This is a genomic window from Streptomyces albireticuli (genome assembly GCF_021228125.1).
Taxonomy (GTDB): Bacteria; Actinomycetota; Actinomycetes; order Streptomycetales; family Streptomycetaceae; genus Streptomyces; species Streptomyces albireticuli.
Window position 1 is genome coordinate 106,545 of the sequence record NZ_JAJQQS010000008.1, and the last position, 19,735, is coordinate 126,279.

The 19,735-nt window shown below is 74.0% G+C and carries 17 protein-coding genes; 8 read left to right on the forward strand and 9 right to left on the reverse strand.

Annotated elements, in window-relative coordinates:
* Positions 1-67 precede the first annotated feature (67 nt).
* Both LUZ64_RS16880 and LUZ64_RS16885 read right to left on the reverse strand, forming a co-directional pair.
* Entirely contained in the window at positions 68-1,114 is a 1,047-nt protein-coding gene (locus LUZ64_RS16880) for a sulfotransferase family protein (protein WP_095583264.1), read from the reverse strand.
* A gap of 8 nt (positions 1,115-1,122) precedes the next feature.
* Positions 1,123-1,914 carry a thioesterase II family protein gene (locus LUZ64_RS16885; protein ID WP_095583263.1) on the reverse strand — a complete coding sequence of 264 codons (792 nt, stop codon included), beginning with the start codon at positions 1,912-1,914 and terminating at the stop codon, positions 1,123-1,125.
* Positions 1,915-2,262: 348 nt separating this feature from the next.
* On the opposite strand from LUZ64_RS16885, the gene LUZ64_RS16890 reads away from it, so the two are divergent.
* Genes LUZ64_RS16890 through cysN form a run of 3 tightly spaced genes read left to right on the forward strand, consistent with a single transcriptional unit; the run spans position 2,263 to position 5,899 of the window.
* Entirely contained in the window at positions 2,263-3,060 is a 798-nt protein-coding gene (locus LUZ64_RS16890) for a 3'(2'),5'-bisphosphate nucleotidase CysQ (RefSeq protein ID WP_232389835.1), read from the forward strand.
* Positions 3,057-3,992: a sulfate adenylyltransferase subunit CysD gene (cysD, locus tag LUZ64_RS16895; RefSeq protein WP_267897198.1), complete on the forward strand. Its 936-nt coding sequence runs from the start codon at positions 3,057-3,059 to the stop codon at positions 3,990-3,992. The genes LUZ64_RS16890 and cysD overlap by 4 nt, the downstream gene beginning before the upstream one ends.
* On the forward strand, positions 3,992-5,899 hold the full coding sequence (cysN, locus tag LUZ64_RS16900; protein WP_095583262.1) for a sulfate adenylyltransferase subunit CysN: 1,908 nt from the start codon (positions 3,992-3,994) through the stop codon (positions 5,897-5,899). The genes cysD and cysN overlap by 1 nt, the downstream gene beginning before the upstream one ends.
* 115 nt (positions 5,900-6,014) lie before the next feature.
* Here the strand turns inward: cysN and LUZ64_RS16910 are convergent, their stop codons facing one another.
* Positions 6,015-6,482, reverse strand: a complete 468-nt coding sequence (locus LUZ64_RS16910) for an RrF2 family transcriptional regulator (RefSeq protein ID WP_095583261.1) — start codon at positions 6,480-6,482, stop codon at positions 6,015-6,017.
* 154 nt (positions 6,483-6,636) lie between these two features.
* Here LUZ64_RS16910 and LUZ64_RS16915 point away from each other — a divergent pair, with 154 nt between their 5' ends.
* Together LUZ64_RS16915 and LUZ64_RS16920 are read left to right on the forward strand one after the other, a co-directional pair.
* Entirely contained in the window at positions 6,637-9,303 is a 2,667-nt protein-coding gene (locus LUZ64_RS16915; protein WP_095583260.1) for an FAD/NAD(P)-binding protein, read from the forward strand.
* Between the two features lie 310 nt (positions 9,304-9,613).
* Positions 9,614-10,426 (forward strand): helix-turn-helix transcriptional regulator, encoded by an 813-nt coding sequence (locus LUZ64_RS16920; protein ID WP_095583259.1) that lies wholly within the window; start codon positions 9,614-9,616, stop codon positions 10,424-10,426.
* Here LUZ64_RS16920 and LUZ64_RS16925 read toward each other — a convergent pair.
* Positions 10,416-10,784 carry a nuclear transport factor 2 family protein gene (locus LUZ64_RS16925; protein WP_095583258.1) on the reverse strand — a complete coding sequence of 123 codons (369 nt, stop codon included), beginning with the start codon at positions 10,782-10,784 and terminating at the stop codon, positions 10,416-10,418. The genes LUZ64_RS16920 and LUZ64_RS16925 overlap by 11 nt on opposite strands.
* A gap of 332 nt (positions 10,785-11,116) precedes the next feature.
* Here LUZ64_RS16925 and LUZ64_RS16930 point away from each other — a divergent pair, with 332 nt between their 5' ends.
* Both LUZ64_RS16930 and LUZ64_RS16935 read left to right on the forward strand, forming a co-directional pair.
* Entirely contained in the window at positions 11,117-12,112 is a 996-nt protein-coding gene (locus LUZ64_RS16930) for an NAD-dependent epimerase/dehydratase family protein (protein WP_232389834.1), read from the forward strand.
* Positions 12,109-13,107 (forward strand): aldo/keto reductase, encoded by a 999-nt coding sequence (locus LUZ64_RS16935; RefSeq protein ID WP_232389833.1) that lies wholly within the window; start codon positions 12,109-12,111, stop codon positions 13,105-13,107. The genes LUZ64_RS16930 and LUZ64_RS16935 overlap by 4 nt, the downstream gene beginning before the upstream one ends.
* Positions 13,108-13,445: 338 nt before the next feature.
* Here the strand turns inward: LUZ64_RS16935 and LUZ64_RS16940 are convergent, their stop codons facing one another.
* From LUZ64_RS16940 to LUZ64_RS16960, 5 genes are read right to left on the reverse strand one after another with little or no spacing between them, the layout of a single operon-like run.
* Positions 13,446-14,678 carry a class I SAM-dependent methyltransferase gene (locus tag LUZ64_RS16940; RefSeq protein ID WP_095582797.1) on the reverse strand — a complete coding sequence of 411 codons (1,233 nt, stop codon included), beginning with the start codon at positions 14,676-14,678 and terminating at the stop codon, positions 13,446-13,448.
* The gene (locus LUZ64_RS16945) at positions 14,675-15,799 is read right to left on the reverse strand and encodes an HAD-IIIC family phosphatase (RefSeq protein WP_232389832.1); all 1,125 of its coding nucleotides are present in this window, start codon (positions 15,797-15,799) and stop codon (positions 14,675-14,677) included. Before LUZ64_RS16945 ends, LUZ64_RS16940 begins: the two co-directional genes overlap by 4 nt.
* A gap of 47 nt (positions 15,800-15,846) precedes the next feature.
* A complete protein-coding gene (locus LUZ64_RS16950; RefSeq protein WP_095582811.1) occupies positions 15,847-16,926 on the reverse strand; it encodes an acyl-CoA dehydrogenase family protein in 1,080 nt (359 codons plus the stop codon).
* 40 nt (positions 16,927-16,966) lie between these two features.
* Positions 16,967-17,290 (reverse strand): acyl carrier protein, encoded by a 324-nt coding sequence (locus LUZ64_RS16955; protein ID WP_095582799.1) that lies wholly within the window; start codon positions 17,288-17,290, stop codon positions 16,967-16,969.
* Positions 17,287-18,171, reverse strand: coding sequence for a 3-hydroxyacyl-CoA dehydrogenase family protein (locus LUZ64_RS16960; protein ID WP_308251409.1), 885 nt, complete (start codon positions 18,169-18,171; stop codon positions 17,287-17,289). The genes LUZ64_RS16955 and LUZ64_RS16960 overlap by 4 nt, the downstream gene beginning before the upstream one ends.
* A 331-nt stretch (positions 18,172-18,502) precedes the next feature.
* On the opposite strand from LUZ64_RS16960, the gene LUZ64_RS16965 reads away from it, so the two are divergent.
* Entirely contained in the window at positions 18,503-19,717 is a 1,215-nt protein-coding gene (locus LUZ64_RS16965) for a macrolide family glycosyltransferase (protein WP_170116838.1), read from the forward strand.
* Positions 19,718-19,735: the final 18 nt, after the last annotated feature.

A 19,735-nucleotide genomic window follows, 5' to 3' on the forward strand; every position in this document is an offset into this window, starting at 1 on the left:
GGCGGGAGCCCGCCGGTCCGCGGACCGGCGGGCTCCCGCCTTTCGTGCTGTGTGTCCCGCCGCAGCGTCAGCGCGTCACTTCGGTGGTGGCGTACACCTCGTCGTACAGCGCCTTCAGCTGGGCGCGGCCGGCCTCGTCCACCTGGAGGTCCTTGGCGCGCGGGGTGGCGACGCGGGTCGCGGACCGCCGCGCCCACTCCCCGGCGTCGTCCAGCTCCAGGAAGCGGCCCAGGGCGTCGAGTTCGCCCCGGGGGTCGGCGAGGAGGTCCTCGTAGACCATGCGGTGCACCCGGCCGTCCGGGAGGCCGCTCAGGGCGTCGTCCGTGTACTTGGCCATCATGGCCTGGAGCCCGGTGAGGTTCATCAGGGAGTCCACGCTGCCGGAGCGGTAGTCGAGGACGAACGGGGAGAGGTTGCCGGGCATCAGGTGGTCCATGTCGGCCGGTGCCTCGAAGCCCTCGGGGACGCCGCCCGCCTGGTACGGGTCGACGCCGCAGCGCTGCTGGAAGGCGATGCTGAGGTCGGCCATCAGGAACATGGGGTGCCCGGTCATGGAGACGGAGACGTCCACGACGTCACGCGTCAGGTAGACGAACCGGGCGTCCGGGAACATCTCCAGCAGGTCGTGGACGAAGACGCCGGAGGTGGCGGACTTCTCGACCCAGCGGGGGCGCCCGGCGTGCCGGGTGAGGAGGGTGAAGAACCGCTGGTAGTGCGCGCCGAGGGGCTGGGTCTCCCAGCCCGGTACGACCTGGGAGAGCTCCTCCAGGAGCCGGTCGGGGTCCTCGGAGAGCGCGGGGAGGGTGAAGCCGAGGAGGCCGCTCAGCTCGGTCTCCGGGTCCAGGCCCGTGACGTCGTAGCGGACCTCCTTGGGGACCCGGCCGATGCGCAGTGCGGTGTTCATGGAGATCCACGGCGCGGTGAGCAGTTCCCAGAATTCCTGCCCGGTCATGGGCTTCTGTGCCATGCCCGCCTGGTACTGGGAGCCGAAGAACTCCAGCAGGGGTGTCATATCGGGGTGTTCGGCGAGCAGGTCGGCGATCAGAGTGGAACCGCACCGCCCACTACAGATGACGAATGTGCCGGGGGCGGATTCGCGCCGCTGGTCGGACATCGCTGCATTTACCTTCCGGTCCGGGTGCTCGGAAAACTCTCGGGCTGTGCCGCGCAGGCAATGTGGTCGGAGATCCGGTTGACGATCTCCTTCTGGTACTGGTTGAGGTAGAAATGGCCGCCGGGCAGCGCCTCGAATTCGAAGGGGCCGGTGGTGTGGTCGCGCCAGGCGCGGACCTCGTCGAGGGTGGCCTTGGGGTCGGCGTCGCCGACCATGGCGTGCACCGGGCAGGAGAGCGGGGGGCCCGGCTCGTAGCGGTAGGTCTCGATGGCCTTGTAGTCGCCGCGGATCGCGGGCAGGACCATGCGCAGCAGTTCCTCGTCGCCGAGGAGGCCGCTGTCGGTGCCGTTGAGCTGGTGCAGCTCGCTCACGATGCCGTCGTCGGAGCGCAGGTGCACGGTCTCGGAGCGGTGGGTGGACGGGGCGCGCCGGCCGGACACGAAGAGGCCGGAGACGGGGGCGCCGACCTGCTCGAAGCGGGTGGCGACCTCGAAGGCGAGGGTCGCGCCCATGCTGTGGCCGAAGAGCGTCAGGGGCCGGTCGGCGAAGGGCCGCAGGGCGGTGAAGATCTGGTCGGCGAGCTCGGGGAGGCTCTCGATCAGCGGGTCCGTGCGCCGGTCCTGCCGCCCGGGGTACTGCAGCGCCAGCACCTCTATGGAGGGCGACATGGCGGCCGAGACCGGGAAGTAGTAGCTCGCGGAGCCGCCGGCGTGCGGGAAGCAGACCAGGCGGGCACCGGCGTCCGGTGAGGGATGGAACCGGCGTACCCAGGTGCCGCTGTCCACAGGTGTTGCTGACATTGTTGGCTGGTGTCCTTCCGAGACGGGAACCAGCGCCGTATCCGGGTCGGTGGTCGGATACCGGGTTACCATCCCCTGGGAACACTGGTCGGTCCGGCCGTTGTCCAAGTGAAGCCTATATTTCCGGCATTGACGCTGTCAGATGTCCCGCGGGTCACCAACCCCTAGGCCGCCCCTAAGGTCCCCCTAAGCGCGGGCGGCGATATCTGCCGGGTAATGCCCCGCTCGACCGCACGGGCCGTCGCCGCATAGCATTGGCCGGGAATTTTCGATAAGTACGCGGTACGCCGGGCGATTTCGAACCACCGGGGCCGTGTTCCTGAGGACATCGACAGTTTGGGATCCCGAGTGGACGTGCCCGAGGAGTTCGGAACACCGGTGGACGATCACCGGCTGGCGGCGGAGCTGGCCGCCGGCGCCGGCCGGCTGCTGCTGGCGGTGCGCGCGGAACGGGCGCTGTCCGGCGCCGCGCTGGGCGCGGCCGGGGACGCGGTCGCCCACCAGTGGCTGGCCCGCGCGCTGGCCGCGCACCGGCCGGGTGACGCGCTGCTGTCGGAGGAGGGCGTGGCGGACCCCGCGCGCCTGGCGGCGAGCCGGGTGTGGATCGTCGATCCGCTGGACGGCACCCGCGAGTACGCCGAGGGGCGCGCCGACTGGGCGGTGCACGTGTGCCTGGCCGTGGACGGCGTTCCCGTCGCCGCGGCGGTGGCGCTGCCGGACCGGGAGGCCGTGCGTGCCACCGGCCGGCCCGAGCCGCTCGCCCCGGCCCCCGAGGGGCCGTCGCGCATCCTGGTGAGCCGCAGCCGGCCGCCCGCCGCGGCGACGGCGGCCGCCGGGCTGCTCGGCGCGGAGCTGGTGCCGATGGGTTCGGCGGGCGCCAAGGCCATGGCGGTCCTGGCCGGCGAGGCGCACGCCTACGTGCACGCGGGCGGGCAGTACGAGTGGGACTCCGCCGCCCCGGCCGGGGTGGCGGCCGCCGCCGGGCTGCACGTGTCCCGGCTCGACGGGTCGCCGCTGCGCTACAACCGCCCCGACCCGTACCTGCCGGACCTGCTGGTCTGCCGGCCGGAGCTGGCCGGGGAACTGCTCGACGCACTGAGGACGACCGCCGGCGGGACCGGCACGGGGGAACGGGACATACGGTGACGGCCGACATCAGCACACGGACCGGGCGCGGAGCCGCGATCGGTCACCTCGAACGCCTCGAGGCGGAGAGCATCCACATCCTGCGGGAGGCGGTGGCCGAGAGCGACCGCCCGGTGATGCTCTACTCGATGGGCAAGGACAGCACGGTGATGCTGCACCTCGCCCGGAAGGCGTTCCACCCGGGGCGGCTGCCGTTCCCGCTGCTCCACGTGGACACCACCTGGAAGTTCCGCGAGATGATCGAGTTCCGCGACCGCACGGCCCGCGAGCTGGACGTGGAGCTGCTGGTCCACCGGAACCCGGAGTGCGTCGAGCTGGGCATCGACCCGTTCACGCACGGCTCGTCGGTGCACACCGACATGTGGAAGACCCAGGGCCTCAAGCAGGCCCTGGACGCCCACGGCTTCGACCTGGCCTTCGGCGGGGCCCGCCGGGACGAGGAGAAGTCGCGGGCCAAGGAGCGGGTGTTCTCCATCCGCTCCGCCCAGCACCGCTGGGACCCCAAGCGGCAGCGCCCCGAGCTGTGGCGGCTCTACAACGCCCGTACGGCGCCCGGTGAGAGCGTCCGCGTCTTCCCGCTGTCCAACTGGACCGAGCTGGACATCTGGCTCTACATCCACCGCGAGAACCTGCCGATCGTGCCGCTGTACCTGGCGGCGCCCCGGCCGGTGGTCGAGCGCGACGGCACCCTGGTCATGGTCGACGACGACCGCTTCCCGCTGCGCCCGGGCGAGCGGCCCGAGCTGCGGGACGTCCGCTTCCGCACCCTGGGCTGCTACCCCCTCACGGGAGCCGTGGAGAGCACCGCCGGCACCCTGCCGGCCGTGATCCGGGAGATGCTCCTGGCGACGACCTCCGAGCGGCAGGGCCGGATGATCGACCACGACTCGTCGGCCTCCATGGAACGCAAGAAGCAGGAGGGCTACTTCTGATGGCCACCCCCACGAGCGCCGCGCTGGGCGACATCGAGGAGTACCTGCGCGGGCACGAGCGCAAGGACCTGTTGCGGCTGATCACCTGCGGCAGCGTCGACGACGGGAAGAGCACCCTCATCGGCAGGCTGCTCTACGAGTCGCACCTCGTCTTCGAGGACCAGCTCGCCGCCCTGGAGGCCGACTCGGCGCGGTCCGGCACCCGGGGCGGTGACCTGGACCTCGCGCTGCTGGTGGACGGCTTGGCCGCCGAGCGCGAGCAGGGCATCACCATCGACGTGGCGTACCGCTTCTTCACCACCGACAAGCGGAAGTTCATCGTCGCCGACACCCCCGGCCACGAGCAGTACACCCGCAACATGGTCACCGGCGCGTCCACCGCGGATCTCGCCGTGATCCTCGTCGACGCCCGCAAGGGCGTCCTCACCCAGACCCGCCGCCACAGCTATCTGGTGTCCCTGCTCGGTATCCGCAGCGTCGTCCTCGCGGTGAACAAGCTGGATCTCGTCGGCTACGACCAGGGCGTCTTCGACGGCATCTGCCGCGAGTACCGGGAGTTCGCCGCCGAGCTCGGCCTCACGGACGTCACCTGTGTGCCGACGTCGGCCCTCAACGGCGACAACATCGTCGACCGCAGCCCGCACACGCCCTGGTACACCGGCCCCACCCTCATGGGCCACCTGGAGACGGTCGTCCCCGCCGGGGGAGAGACGGCCGCCGCCGAGGGCCCCTTCCGGATGCCCGTGCAGTACGTCAACCGCCCCGACTCCGACTTCCGGGGCTTCTCCGGCACCGTCGCGGGCGGCACCGTGCGGCCCGGCGACCCGGTGCGCGTCCTGCCCGCCGGCACCACCAGCACCGTCGACCGCGTCGTCGGCTGGGACCGCGACCTCGACGAGGCGGTCACCGGACAGGCCGTCACCCTCACCCTCACCGACGAGATCGACGCCAGCCGCGGCGACCTGCTGTGCGCCGCCCGCGAACCCGCCGCCGTCGCCGACCGGTTCGCCGCGCACCTGGTGTGGATGGCCGAGGCGCCGCTGGTCCCCGGCCGCCCGTACCTCGTCAAGAGCGGCACCCGCACGGTCGGCGCCACGGTCGCCCGTATCGACCACGTCGTCGACGTCAACACCCTGGAGCGCGGGCCGGGCACCGAGCTGGGCCTCAACGCCATCGGCCACTGCGAGCTCGTCCTCGACCAGCCGATCGCCCACGACCCGTACGACGACAACCGCCACACCGGCGGCTTCATCGTCATCGACCGCCTCACCCGGACGACCGTGGGCGCCGGCATGCTCCGCGCGCCGCTGCGGGCCGCGGGCGACCTGCACTGGCAGGCCGTCGACGTCGGCAAGGCGGAGCGCGCCGCGCGCAACGGGCACCGGCCGTGCGTGGTGTGGCTGACGGGGCTCTCCGGGTCGGGGAAGTCGACGATCGCCAACCTCCTGGAGAAGCGCCTGCACGCCCTGGGCAAGCGCACGTACCTGCTGGACGGCGACAACGTTCGCCACGGCCTCTGCCGCGACCTGGGCTTCGGCGAGGCCGACCGGGCCGAGAACATCCGGCGGGTCGCCGAGGTCGCGGCCCTCATGACCGACGCGGGCCTGATCACGGTCGTCTCCTTCATCTCGCCGTTCCGCGCGGAGCGGGACTTCGCGCGCGGCCGGGTGGCGGCGGACGAGTTCTGCGAGGTGTACGTGGACACCCCGCTGGCCGTGGCGGAGGCCCGTGACCCCAAGGGCCTCTACCGGCGGGCCCGCGCGGGCGAGATCCGTGACTTCACGGGCATCGACTCCCCCTACGAGGCGCCCACCCGGCCGGACGTCCGGATCGACACGACGGCGTGCGCGCCGGAGGAGGCGGTGGAGGTCCTGGTCGCGAAGCTGGGGGAGATGGGCGTGCTGTAGGCGACGCCCCGGTGGTGGTACGGGCCCGGGCCCGTACCACCACCGGGCGTGGGCGAGGGCGGGGCCGGGGAGGGATCCCCGGCCCCGCCCTCACCTTTGGGCGGGTGCCGCCGCGTCAGGAGTACGTGCGCACGTCGCGCCGGTACTGCTCGGCGAGTTCGGTGACCGCGGCCGGCAGCGCACCGGCGTCGAGGTCGGCCAGGGTGACCTGCTCCAGGACGTTGCGGAGACTGCTGCGCGCGGCCATCCACAGCTCGCGCAGCGGCTCGGCGGGGCCGGTGTACCCGATGTCGGACAGCCGGGTGTCACGGACGTTGATCAGCGGCCCGTCGATCGCGCGGTAGACGTCGGCGAGCGTGATCTCCGCCGCCGGGCGGGCCAGCACGAAGCCGCCCTCGGGGCCCCGGGTGCTGTGCACCAGCCGGGCGCGCCTGAGCTCGGAGAGCACGCCCTGGAGGAACTTCAGCGGGATGTCCTGCTCGGACGCGAGCCGGACCGCCTTGACCGGGGAGCCGTCCGCGCCGTCGCGGGCGAGCTGCGCCATGGCGCGCAGCGCGTAGTCGGACTTGGCTGAGATCCTCACGCGGGGTCCTCTCGGGCCTTTCGGGATGAACTAGGGGGTGTCTAAGGGTATATCCGGGGATCCCTGGCGCCCGGCGGTGCGAGAGTCTTGGATGGACCGAGACAACTATGTCCATCGATAAAGTAGACAATGTGCTGCGGGGGGTTCTCGCTCTATGGCTGGGGTACATCCATTCTGCACCGTCGCGGTGGTCGGGGCCGGTGCGGCCGGCACGCTGACCGCCGCCCGGCTGCTCGACGCCGCCACCACCGCACGCCTCCCCCTGGAGGTGGTGCTGATCGACCCGGCCGCGGAGAACGGGCGGGGCCCCGCCTACTCCACCACCGACACCCGGCACCTGCTGAACGTCCCCGCCGAGCGCATGAGCGCGGACCCCGGCCGACCCGAGGACTTCCTCGACTGGCTCCGCGGCCGCGAACCGGCCACCACGAAGGGCACGTTCGCGCCACGCGCGCACTACGGCGCCTACCTCGCCGACCACCTGCGGCACAGCGCGCGGCGGGCCGCCGACAGCCGGCTGCGCCGCCTGCGCGACCGCGTCGTCCACGCCGCCGCGCTCCCGGACGGCCGGGTGACCCTCCGGCTGGCCTCCGGCGGCGGACTCACCGCCGAGGCGGTCGTCCTGGCCACGGGCGCCCACGCGCCCGGCACCGGCTGGGCGCCGGAGGAACTGCGTGGTTCGGCCCGGTTCGTCGCCGACCCCTGGGCGCCCGGCGCGCTCGCGGACGTACCGGAGGGCGCGGACGTCCTCCTCGTCGGCACGGGCCTGACGATGGCCGACGTGGCCGTGACCCTCGCACGCCCGGACCGCACCGTCCACGCGGTCTCCCGCAACGGGCTGCTGCCCCAGGAGCACGCCCCGGCGCCCGCCGCCGGCCCGGTGCCCGCCCCCGACCTCACCGGAGTGACCGGCCTCCCCGCCCTGCGCGCCGCCGTCCTGCGCCACGTCGCCCGCACCCGGCGCACGCACGGCGACTGGCGGCCCGCCCTCGACAGCCTGCGCCCGCACACCACCGCCCTGTGGCAGGGGCTCCCCGCCGCGGACCGCGCCCGCTTCCTCGCCGACGACCTGCGACAGTGGGAGGTGCACCGGCACCGCATGCCCGCCGCCGTCGCCGCCCGGATCGCCGAGGCGCGGCGGAGCGGCCGGCTCGCGGTCCGGGCCGCCGAGGTGGCCGCCACCGCGCCCGACGGTGACCTGCTGCGCGTGGAGTTCGCCGACGGCGACACGGTCACCGTCGGAGCCGTCGTCAACTGCACCGGCCCCCGGAACGACGCGCGCTCCGCCGGTGATCCCCTCCTGGACTCCCTGCTCGACGGCGACCTGGCCCGCCCCGGCCCGCACGGCCTCGGGCTGGGCACCGGCCCCGACGGACGCCTGCGCGGCGGCCGGCCGGACGTGCGGATGTGGACGCTGGGCGCGCCCCGCCGAGGCGAGCTGTGGGAGACCACCGCCGTCCCCGAGATCCGCGCCCAGGCGGTCGCCGTGGCCGCCGCCGTCGTCGAGGCGCTCGGCGCGGCCCCGGCCACCCGCCGCCGCACGCCCGCCGACCGCTACGGGCTCCGGCTCACCACCACCCTGGACGCGGCCGCCGCGTACAACCGGGCGCTCGACAGCATCCTGCGCGTGACCTGCGGCGCCGAGGAGAATCTGAAGGAGGCCGTCGCCGCCGACCCCGGCTTCGCCCTCGGGCACGCCGCCCTCGCCCTCCTCGGCCACGAATGGGGCGCCGACGTGGACGTGCCCGCGGCCCTGGCCGCCGCGGCCGACGCGGCCTCCCGGGGCTGCGACGAGCGGGAGCGCAGCTTCGTCGCCGCGGCGGCGAGCGCCGTGGCGGGCGGTTCCTCCGCGCTGCTGCGCCACATCGACGCCCATCCGCGCGACGCCCTCGCCGTGAGCCTGGCCGTGCCGACCATCGCCTTCGGCGGCGTGACGTGCGGCGAACAGACCTGGGACCTGGTCGAGCGGCTCGCCCCCGCCTACGGGGACGACTGGTGGTACCAGGGCCAGCTCGCCTTCGTCCGCCAGGAACAGGAACGCTGGGACGAGGCCGAGGAGCTGACGGTCCGCGCCCTGGCCGCCGAACCGGGCTCCGGCCACGCCGTCCACGCGCGGACCCACGTCTTCTACGAGACCGGCCGGCACACCGAGGGCCTGGCCTGGATCGACCGCTGGATCGACGCGGAGGGCCGGCGGGCGAACAACCGCGCCCACTTCAGCTGGCACGCCGCCCTGCACGAACTGGCGACGGGCGACACCGACGCCGTACGCGCCCGCTACCTCGCCCAGCTCGCGCCGCCCACGGTCACCGGCGCCCGCGCCCTGGTGGACTCCGGTTCGCTCCTGTGGCGCTGCCTGGTGACCGGTGCCTGGGACGGGCCGCTGCCCGCCGAGGCCGTCCTCGCCGGGGCGCCGGAGAGGTGGTGTACCGAGCCGCCGACCCCGTTCGCGGCCCTGCACACCGCCGTCACCCTCGCGGCGGCCGGTGACAGCGCCGCGCTGCGGAGCCTGCGCGCCCGCGCCGGAGCACACGGGGACCCGGTCTTCCGCGAGGTCGTCGCCCCGCTGTGCGCCGCTCTCACGGCGGTCGTGGAGGAGGACTGGGCGGCGGCCCTGCCCGCGCTGCGCGCCCTGGCGCCCCGGATCCCGGAGCTCGGCGGCAGCGCGGCCCAGCGCGACGTGGTGGAGGAGACGCTGCTGTTCGCCTTGGTCTCGGCGGGCCGGCACACGGAGGCGGCTGCCCTGCTGGACGCCCGCCTGGACCGCAGGCCGTCACCGCTGGACCGGCTGCGGCGGGGGAGCCTGGAGCCGGCTTCCTGACGAGGGGCGGGCGCGGGGCGGCGGGCCCCGGGTGCGCGGCGGCGCCGCGCCGAGGCTCCGGGCCCCGGGTGCGCGGCGGCTCCGCGCCGAGGCTCCGGGCCCCGCGCTCCGTCGTGTTCGTCCGCGATGGCACGGATCGCGACGACGGCTGCTCCGGTGGTCGGCGGGTGCGGGTGCGGGTGTGCCATGGCCGGAATCACGCTCTGATCAAGAGGGCCGCACCATCGGCGGTTTCCACGGTTTCCGGGTATTCCAGCCGCGTCCCCGGCCCGGCCGCGGCCGCCGGGCGGCGACGCGTTACGGTCGGGGCATGACGACTGTCGCGGTGGCCACCGGAGTGGGCGCGCTGTTGCGCGAGTGGCGGGAGCGGCGCCGGGTCAGCCAGTTGGAACTGGCGCTCCGGGCCGATTCGTCCGCCCGCCACATCAGCTTCATCGAGACCGGCCGCGCCCGGCCCAGCCAGGAGATGGTGCTGCGCCTCGCCGACCGGCTCGACGTGCCCGTGCGCGACCAGAACGCCCTTCTCCTCGCGGCCGGTTACGCCCCGCGCTTCCCCGAACGCCCTCTGGACGACCCGGCCCTGACCGGCCTCCGGGAGGGCCTGGACGCCCTGCTGCGCGGCCACGAGCCCTACCCGGCGCTGATCGTCGACGGCGCGTACGACGTGGTGGCCGCCAACCGCGGCATCGGAACGCTGCTCCAGGGCGTCGCGGAACCCCTGCTCGAAGCCCCGCTGAACGCCATGCGCGTCACCCTGCACCCCCAGGGCCTCGCCCCCCGGATCCTCAACTTCCGGGAGTGGCGCGGCCATCTCCTCCACCAGATGGAACGCCAGCTGGCCCTGGTGCGCTCCGCCCCGCTGCGCGCCCTCTACGAGGAGGTCAGCGCCTACCCCCTGCCCGACGGCGCCGCCGCCGGGCCACCGGACGACACCGTCAGGGCGCCGTACGCGCTCCCCATGGTCGTCGAACACGACGGCCGTACGCTGTCGTTCGTCTCGACCATCACGACGTTCAACACCCCGATGGACGTCACCGTCTCCGAGCTGGCGATGGAGACGTTCCTCCCCGCCGACCCGGAGACGGCCCGGCACCTGCGCGAGCGTCAGCTCCTCACGCCGTAGGCACCCGGTCCAGGAACCCGAGCACCGACCGGATCCGGCCGTCCTCGGCCAGCGTGATGACGTCGAACCCGGCCACCGGCGCGGACCCGTCGGCCGGGGACACCAGCTCCCAGCCGAAGCGCGCGGTGTCGTGGTGCCCGTCGACCTCACCCGTCCGCCGGAACTCGAAGCCGGGGAACTGCTCGTGCACCCCGGCGATCACGGCGGCGACGTCCGCGTGCCCTCGGACCCGGGACAGCGGGTCGGTGAAGGACCCGTCCTCACTCCACGCGGCGGCGACGGCCTCGGCCAGCGCGTCCCCGCCGGTGGCGTTCCACGCCTCGAAGTAGCGGGTGACGGCGGTCTCGTACTGCGACATGATGCGCTCCTATGCGTCCTGAGGCCGGTGTCACCGGCCTGTCCCCGGCGGCCTGTTCCCGCCTTCGGTCCCCCGTGCCCCGGCCCCCCTGTCCGGGCCCGAAGACGATCCCCCTCACGGACCCCCGGCCGGAGTGCGCCGGCCCGGGATCCGCTTGGACTCAGCTTGCCGGGGGGTGGGGAAGGGCGCGATTACTTCCGAAGTAATGGGCGATCGCTCCGCGCCGGGACCTGACGAAGTCCCCCGTCCGATCGCGCCCCACCGGCCCGCGCCCCGTGGCGATGACGTTGAATCCAGGGGACTTCGATCGTGTGCGCTGTGCGGGAGGCCGTGTGAAGGACATCGCCGGGTTGCTCGACGGGTCGGACGATCCGCGCGGGCCGTCGGTCGTGGTGCTCGGGGCCTCCGGGTTCGTCGGGTCCGCGGTGGTCGCCGAACTGGCCCGGCTGCCGGTGCGGTTACGGGCCGTGGCGCGCGGGGCCGGCGTGGTGCCCGTGGCGGCGGAGGCCGGCATCGAGGTGCGGCGGGCGGACCTGGCCCTGCCGGGCGCCGTCGCCGAGGCCGTCGAGGGCGCCGACGCCGTCGTCCACCTCGCCGCTCACATCGGGGGGCAGCAGTCCTGGCGGACCACGGACGAGCGCTCCGAGCGCGTGAACATCGGCATCGTGCGCGACCTCGTGGAAGCCTTCCGGGGCCGTCCGGGCCCCCCGCCCGCGGTGATCTTCGCGGGGACGCTCCAGACCGGCTCGGCCACCGCCCCGGTTCCCGGCTCGTACGCGGCGCAGAAGACCGCCGCCGAGGCGATCCTGCGCGAGGCCACCGCCGACGGCACCGTACGCGGCGTCGTCCTGCGCCTGGCGACCGTGTACGGCCGCAGCCCGCTCTCCGGGGCCACCGGCCGGGGCGTCCTCGCCACGATGGCCGCGCGGGCCCTCGGCGGCGAACCCCTCACCATGTGGCACGACGGCTCCGTCGAACGCGACTTCCTCCATGTCCGGGACGCGGCCGCCGCGTTCACCGCCGCCCTGCGCCACGTGGACGAGCTCCAGGGCGGCCACTGGGTCGTCGGGTCCGGGCGCCTGGAACGCCTCGGCGACGTCTTCGCCGCCCTCTCCGGCGCCGTCGCGGCGCACACCGGGAAGCCCGCCGTCCCGGTCCTCTCCGTGCCGCCCCCCGACTACGCGGAGGCCGGCGACTTCCACACCCCGGAGTCCGACCCCGCCGCCTTCCACGCGGTGACCGGCTGGCGGGCCGGGGTGCCCCTGCGCGAGGGGATCGACGACATGGTGACGGCGATGGCCGCGACGAAGGGCGGTGGCGAGAAGTGAGCGGTAACCGGACGCACGTACGCCTCGGGCGCAGCGCGACCCTGGTCAGCCGGCTCTGGCTGGGCACGGTGAACTTCAGCGGGCGGGTCGAGGACGACGACGCCATGCGGCTCATGGACGCGGCGCTCGACCGCGGCCTCAACTGCGTGGACACGGCCGACATCTACGGCTGGCGCCTCTACAAGGGCCACACCGAGGAGCTCGTCGGCCGCTGGCTGGCCCGCTCCGGCGCCCGGCGCGAGGACGTCCTCATCGCGACCAAGGTCGGCGAGGACATGAGCGAGCGCCTCAACGACGGCGGGCTGTCCGCCCGGCACATCATCGCCGCCTGCGAGCGGTCCCTGCGCCGCCTCGGCGTCGACCACATCGACCTGTACCAGATGCACCGCGTCGACCCGGCCGCCCCGTGGGACGAGATCTGGCAGGCCATGGACCGGCTGGTCGCCAGTGGCAAGGTCGGCTACGTCGGCTCGTCGAACTTCGCCGGCTGGAACATCGCCGCCGCGCAGGAGAGCGCCGCCCGCCGTCAGTCGTTCGGGCTGGTCTCCGAGCAGTGCCTGTACAACCTGGCCGTCCGCCACGCCGATCTGGAGCTGCTCCCCGCCGCCCGGGCCTACGGCCTCGGCGTCTTCGCCTGGTCGCCGCTGCACGGCGGACTGCTCAGCGGGGCGCTCGCGAAGCTGGCGGCCGGCACGGCGGTGAAATCCGCGCAGGGCCGGGCCCAGAAGCTGCTGCCCGAGACGCGGCCGCGCGTCGAGGCGTACGAGCGGTTCTGCGGGCGCGTCGGACGGGACCCGGCGGAGGTGGGACTGGCCTGGGTGCTGTCCCGGCCGGGGGTGAGCGGGGCGGTCATCGGGCCCCGCACGGTCGAGCAGCTCGACTCCGCGGTGCGGGCGCTCGACGTCGAGCTGTCCGGGGAGGAACTGGCCGAGCTGGACGCGATCTTCCCCCCGGTGGGGGGCGGCGGGGCGGCGCCCGGGGCCTGGGCGGGGTGAGTTTTCCCTGGCGGGCCCCAGGGGGCGGCGCCTGGGCGGGGTGAGGCTTCCTCCGGCCGGGCCCCGGGCCCGGGCCTCCGAGCCCCCGGCCCCCTGGGCCGGGTGAGTTCCCCCGGCCGCCCGAGTGCCTCCCGGCTGGTCCGGGGAGGTACTCGGCCCTATTCCTGCCCACGCCCCGTGCTTCCCGGCCGCTGCCCAGTGCCTTCCCCTTCCCCTTCCCCTGCCCACGCCCTGTGCCTCCCGGCCACCGCCGGGCGACGCCCCCGGCCGGACGGCCGCGACGCACGCCGGGCGGGCCGGAACCTCCGGCCCGCCCGGCGTCCTTCCCGCCCCGCGCCTCACACCACGCTCAGCCTCGGCAGCGGGAACACCAGCTTCCCGCCCCGGTCCCGGAAGTCCCGCTCGCGCTCCAGGAACCCCTCGCGGTAGATCCAGGGCAGCACCAGCAGCTGGTCCGGCTTCTGCGACCTGGCCTCCTCCTCGGAGACGATGGGGATGCCCGTCCCGGGCGTGAAGCGGCCGGCCTTCTCCTCGCTGACCTCGCCGATGCACGGCAGGTCCCGCTCGGTGAGCCCGCAGTACTGGAGGATCACATTGCCCTTCGTCGAGGCCCCGTACCCGAGGGTCAGCATGCCCGCCTCGCGGGAGCGGGCCAGGAAGGCGACGAGGGCGTCCCGCTGGTCCCGGACGCGCCGGGCGAAGGCGTCGAAGGGCGCCATCGTGTCGAGGCCGGCCGCCGCCTCGCGGGCCCGGATCCGGGCCAGGCCCGCCTCGTCCACCGGGTAGGGGGACCCCTTCCTGGCCAGGGTCGCGCAGAGGCTGCCGCCGTAGACGTCCGTGAGCTCGGCCTTCAGCACCGTCAGGCCCGCCCGCTCCGCCATCCACTCGATCTGCCGGAGCGCGTAGTACTCCAGGTGCTCGTGGCACACCACGTCGTAGGCGTCGGCCTCCAGCATGGCCGGCATATAGCTCTGCTCCAGCATCCAGACGCCGTCGTCGGCGAGGACGTCGTGGACGTCCCGCATGAAGCGCAGCGGGTCCGGCAGGTCGTAGAACATCGCGATCGACGTGACGACCTTCGCGCGCGCGGAGCCGAAGCGCTCCACGAACGCCTCCCGCGAGAAGTAGTCGACGACGAGCTCCACGTGCGGCGGGTACAGCTCGCGGAACTTTCCACCCGTCGGGTCCATGCCGACCAGGCGCGGGCCGTCCGCCGGGTAGCCGCGCAGCAGCGTCGAGTCGTTGCTGCCGATGTCGAGGACCAGGTCCCGCGGACCGAGCTCGACGAGCTCCCGGAGCGCCGCCACCTTCCCGTGCAGGTGATTGATCATGAACGGCCGGATGCCGGAGCGGTAGCCGTAGCCCTCCCCGTACATCAGGTCGGGGTCAGGGGTGTGGCGCAGCTGCACCAGGCCGCACCCGGCGGGGGAGCACCTGACGAGTTCCAGGGGGACCGAGGGGACGGGCTCGTCGCGGCGGGCCGGGAACACCCCGGTGAGCGCCTGCTCCCCCAGGTCCAGTACCGGAAGCAGTTCGTGGTTGGCGCAGACGCGGCACGCGGTGATGATCATCGGGTCCTCTCGGAAAGGTCAGGGGCCTCCAGATGGAGGGTGTCGGGGTCGGGCTGGGCGGACGGGACCAGATGCAGCCGGCCGACCGGGGGGCCGGAGTCGTCCGGCCGGTGGCCCGCGTCGGAGGCGTCCGGGCCCGTCAGGCACGGGCAGGGGTCCTCCTCGGCGCCGGTGAACCCGGCGAAGCGGTACGCGACTTCCATCATCCGGTTGCGCTCGGTGGGCCGGAAGTCGGCGGTCAGGTGCACGCCCGCCCGGTGCGCCTGCCCGGTCAGCCAGCGCAGGAGCGCGGTGCCGGCGCCCAGCGACACCACCCGGCACGAGGTGGCGAGCAGCTTGATCCGCCAGCTGACGGGGGTGCGGTGGACCAGGACGACGCCGACCGCGCCGTACGGGCCGAAGCGGTCGGTGACCGTGGTGACCAGCACCTCGTGGTCCGGGTCGTCGATCAGGGCGAGCAGGTCGGCCTCGGAGTAGTGCACGCCCGTCGCGTTCATCTGGCTGGTGCGCAGGGTGAGTTCCTCGACCCGGGACAGCTCGGCCGGGGTGGCGCGGGCGACCCGCATCCGGATGTCCAGCGAGCGCAGGAAGTCCGCGTCCGGCCCGTCGAACCCGGCGCGCTCGGCGTCCCGCCGGAACGACGCCTGGTACATCGAGCGGCGGCGGCGCGAGTCGACCGTGACCGTGGCCGGGCTGAACTCCGGCAGCGAGGTCAGCTCCGCGGCCTGCTCGGCGGTGTAGGCGCGGACCTCCGGCAGCGAGTGGAGGACCTCGGCGCGCTCGAAGGGCTGGTCGTCGATGAAGGCGACGGTGCCGAGCGCGAAGTTCAGGTCCTCGGCGATCGCCCGGACCGACGTGGACTTCGGCCCCCAGCCGATCCTCGGCAGCACGAAGTACTCGGCCAGGCCGAGCTCCGTAAGGCGCGCCCAGGCGTGGTCGTGGTCATTCTTGCTCGCCACGGAGTTGAGGATGCCGCGCGAGTCCAGCTCGGCGACCGTCTCGCGCAGGCCCGGCCGCAGCCGCACCTCGCCGTCCTCCAGCAGGGTGCCCTGCCAGAGGGTGTTGTCGAGATCCCAGACCAGGCACTTCACCGTGGCAGGGGCGGGGTTTTCCCGGTGCACAGTCGTTCCCTCCTCGTCGTGCGGCCGCGCCGGAACGCGGCCGGGCGTCATCCCGCGGTCGCCAACGCGTGCTGGGCCAGCATCAGTTCGCAGATCTCGCTGCTGCCCTCGATGATCTCCATGAGCTTGGCGTCGCGGAGCGCCCGCGCCACCGTGTGGCCGTCGCGGGAACCCGCGGAGGCCAGCACCTGCACCGCCCTGGCCGCGCCGCGCGCGGCGCCGGTGGCGGCGACGTGCTTGGCGAGGACGGCGGCGGTCACCATGTCCGGGCTGCCCTCGTCCCACAGGTCGCTCGCGTGCTCGCACGCCCGGCGGGCGCTCTGCTCGGCGACGAGCAGTCCGGCGAGGTGCCGGGCCACGAGCTGGTGGTCGGCCAGCCTGACGCCGAACTGCTCGCGCGCCTTCGCGTGCCGGGCGGCGGCGGTCAGGCAGCCGCGCAGGATGCCCGTACAGCCCCAGGCCACGGACATCCGCCCGTAGGCCAGCGCCGTGGTCACGAGCAGGGCGGGGGTGCGGTCCACCCCCTGGAGCAGGGCGTCGGCGGGCAGCCGGACCCCGTCCAGCCGGATGTCGGCGTGGCCGGCCGCGCGGCAGCCGAGCGGGTCCTCGATCCGCTCGATCCGCACGCCGGGCGCGGACACGGGGACCACCACGGCGCCCGCGCCGTCCTCCGTGCGGCCGAACACCACGAGCAGGTCGGCGTAGGCGGCGTTGGTGGTCCACACCTTGGCGCCGTCGACGACGACCTCGTCGCCGTCGCGGGTGATGCGCGTCCGCAGGGCGGACAGGTCGCTGCCCGCCCCGGCCTCGCTGAAGGCGACGGCGGCCAGTTCCCCGCCGGTGAGCCGGGGGACGAGCGCGGCCTGCTGCCCGGGGCCGGCCAGCCGGCGCAGTGTCCAGGCGGCCATGCCCTGCGAGGTCATGACGCTGCGCAGGGAGCTGCACAGCGCGCCCACGTGGGCGGTGAGTTCACCGTTGCGCCTGCTGGAGAAGGCGAGGCCGCCGTGGGCCGCCGGCGCCTGGGCGCACAGCAGGCCCTTGGCGCCGAGGCCCCGCAGGGTGTCGAGCGGTATCCGGCCCGTGCGGTCCCACTCCGCGGCCCGGTCCCCGACCAGGTCGGTGAACAGCTCCTCGGGCCACGGCTCCGTCCCGCCGGCCGCCGTCGCCTCACTCACCGGCCGTGGTCCCGGCCGCGGCGGCGGCCCGGTCCCCGCCCAGCTTGTGGACGAGCCGGACCATCGCGTCCACGGTGCGGAAGTTGTCGAGCATCAGGTCGGCGCCGCTGATGGTGATCCCGTAGGTCTTCTCCAGGTGCACGACGAGCTGCATGGCGAACAGCGACGACATCCCGCCGACGGCGAACAGGTCCTGGTCGTGCTCCCACGTCGTCTTCGTGCGGGCGGCGAGGAAGCCGAGCAGCTCGTCGGCGATGCCGGCGCCGGCCGCGCCCGGGCCGGTGGCGGCGCCCGCCTGGTCGGAGGTCTTGGTCATGGCGTGATCTCCTCGTATTCGTAGAATCCCCGGCCGCTCTTGCGGCCGAGCTCGCCCCGCCGGACCTTGTCCAGCAGCAGTTCGCTCGGGCGGAAGGCCGCGTCGCCGGTCCTCTCGTGCAGCACCCGGAGCGAGTCGGCGAGGTTGTCCAGGCCGATCAGGTCCGCGGTGGCCAGCGGGCCGGTGCGGTGACCGATGCAGTGGCGCATCAGCGCGTCCACGGTCTCCGGCCCGGCGCGGCCCTCACGCACCACCTCGATGGCGTCGTTGAGCATCCGGTGCAGCAGCCGGCTGGTGACGAAGCCGGGGCCGTCGCCGACGACGATGCCCTCGCGGCCCAGCCCGGCGAGCAGCTCCCGGACGGCCGTGGCGGCCCCGGCGCCGCTGCGCGGGCCGAGGATCACCTCCACCGTCCGGATCAGGTACGCCGGGTTCATGAAGTGCACACCGACGAGGTCCCCGGGGTGCGGCACGGCGTCGGCCATCTCCTCGATGGGCACCCCCGAGGTGTTGCTCACCAGAAGGGTGCCGGGGCGCACCGCCGCCGCGAGCTCCGCGAGCACCGCGGCCTTCTCCTTCGGGTCCTCGGTGACCGCCTCGATCACGGCGGCCGCCCCGGCGGCGGCGCCCGGCGTGCCCGCGGTGGTCAGCTCGCCGGGGCTCACCCCGGCGGGCAGCGCGCCCATCATCCGGGCCGTGCGCAGGTGCAGCCCGATCCGCTCGGGGGCGGTGGCGCACGCCTCGGGGGAGTGGTCGATCAGTCTGACCGGGTGGCCGTGGCCGACGGCGAGCGCGGCGATGGCCGTGCCCATGACGCCCGCGCCCACCACGACGAGCGGGTCCTTCGCGATGTTGTCGGTGCTGTCGGTGTTGTCGGTCACCGGACCTCCCTGTTCCCCGGGGCGCCGACGGGAAAATGGGGCGCCTCCGGCCAGTGCCCTCTTCCGGGCGCCATTCACAGCAACAATTCGGGATTCTCTCCCGGGGCATTCGCGTGATCCATGAATCCGGAAGGGACTGTGTCATCTCATGGCGAAGGCGGTGGCGGAGCCCCTCGGGAATGCAATGCGAGGAGGTTGTACGGGATTTGCTCGGCGGCCGGGAACTATGTCATCTCACGCTTGCCGTATTCGCTGGCCGCCGCTTAGCGTGCGCCCCTCCGACCCCGCCTGGGCGTCATTCACGTGGACCGCACCCTATGAAGGGTTTCGCATGGCTCATATCGCTTTCTTCATCCTCCCTGTCGCCGGGCATGTGAATCCGACGCTGGGCGTGGCCGAGGAGCTGGTCGCCCGCGGGCACCGGGTGACCTACGCGCTGCCCGAGGGGATCGCGGACCGCGCCGTGCGCGTGGGCGCCGACGTCGTCACGTACCCCCTGGACAAGGAGCGGTTCCTGGCGCAGATGGTGCCCCGGCAGGACGCCGACGCCTATACGGACGAGGGCGAGTTCCTCAGCGTCCTGGAGTGGCTGCTGGACATGACCCGCGTGACGATGCCGCTGCTGGAGCCGCACTTCGCCGCGGACCGCCCCGACGTGATCGTCAACGACCCGTCCTCGCTGTGGACGGGCCGGCTGCTCGCCGACCGCTGGGACATCCCCGTCATCCGCAGCACCCCGACCTACGCGGCCAACGAGCACTGGTCGCTGCATCCGCCCGTCGACTCGGCCGAGCCGCCGGACGACCCCGAGCTGCACGACCTGCTCGCGCGGATCGGGCGGCTGCTGGAGGAGGAGGGCGCCAAGGGCGACCTCGCCGCCTTCACCGAGGTGCTCCACGGCGGGCCCGCCCTGCTCTACATGCCGCGCTCCTTCCAGTACGCGGGCGACACCTTCGACGACCTGCACCACTTCGTCGGCCCGTGCTCGCCCAAGGCCGCCTTCCACGGCACGTGGGAGCCGCCGGGCGACGACAGGCCGCTGGTCATGGTGAGCCTCGGCACGCTCTACAACGAGCGCCCGGAGTTCTTCCGCACCTGTGTCGAGGCGTTCCGCGACGAGCCGTGGAACATCGTCCTGGTGCTCGGCGGCGGCCTCACCCCGGAGCAGCTCGGCCCGGTGCCGGACAACGTCCAGGTGCGCGACTTCGTCCCGCACGGCGACGTCCTGCCGCACGCGTCCCTCGTGGTGAACCACGGCGGGATGAGCACGGCCATGGACGCCTTCTCGCACGGCGTCCCCGTGCTGGCGGTGCCCGTGATGCCCGAGCCGCGGGCCACGGCGCGCCGGATCACCGAACTCGGGCTCGGCGCACGGCTGCTCACCTCCGAGGTGACCGCACAGACCCTGCGGGACACCGCGCGCCGGGTGCTGGCCGACCCCGGGATCCACGACCGGCTGCGTGCGATGGGGGAGCGGATCAAGGAGGCCGGCGGCGCGGCCGCGGCGGCCACGGCCGTCGAGGGGCTGCTGCCGGCCGGGTCCTGAGGAGCGGACAGGGCGTAC

What these genes read in the sequence shown, in the direction of transcription:
- LUZ64_RS16880 (WP_095583264.1), bottom strand. Translation starts at nt 1,114, where the DNA reads ATGTCCGACCAGCGGCGCGAATCCGCCCCCGGCACATTCGTCATCTGT.
- LUZ64_RS16885 (WP_095583263.1), bottom strand. Translation starts at nt 1,914, where the DNA reads ATGTCAGCAACACCTGTGGACAGCGGCACCTGGGTACGCCGGTTCCAT.
- cysN (WP_095583262.1), top strand. Translation starts at nt 3,992, where the DNA reads ATGGCCACCCCCACGAGCGCCGCGCTGGGCGACATCGAGGAGTACCTG.
- LUZ64_RS16915 (WP_095583260.1), top strand. Translation starts at nt 6,637, where the DNA reads ATGGCTGGGGTACATCCATTCTGCACCGTCGCGGTGGTCGGGGCCGGT.
- LUZ64_RS16920 (WP_095583259.1), top strand. Translation starts at nt 9,614, where the DNA reads ATGACGACTGTCGCGGTGGCCACCGGAGTGGGCGCGCTGTTGCGCGAG.
- LUZ64_RS16925 (WP_095583258.1), bottom strand. Translation starts at nt 10,784, where the DNA reads ATGTCGCAGTACGAGACCGCCGTCACCCGCTACTTCGAGGCGTGGAAC.
- LUZ64_RS16940 (WP_095582797.1), bottom strand. Translation starts at nt 14,678, where the DNA reads ATGATCATCACCGCGTGCCGCGTCTGCGCCAACCACGAACTGCTTCCG.
- LUZ64_RS16955 (WP_095582799.1), bottom strand. Translation starts at nt 17,290, where the DNA reads ATGACCAAGACCTCCGACCAGGCGGGCGCCGCCACCGGCCCGGGCGCG.
- LUZ64_RS16965 (WP_170116838.1), top strand. Translation starts at nt 18,503, where the DNA reads ATGGCTCATATCGCTTTCTTCATCCTCCCTGTCGCCGGGCATGTGAAT.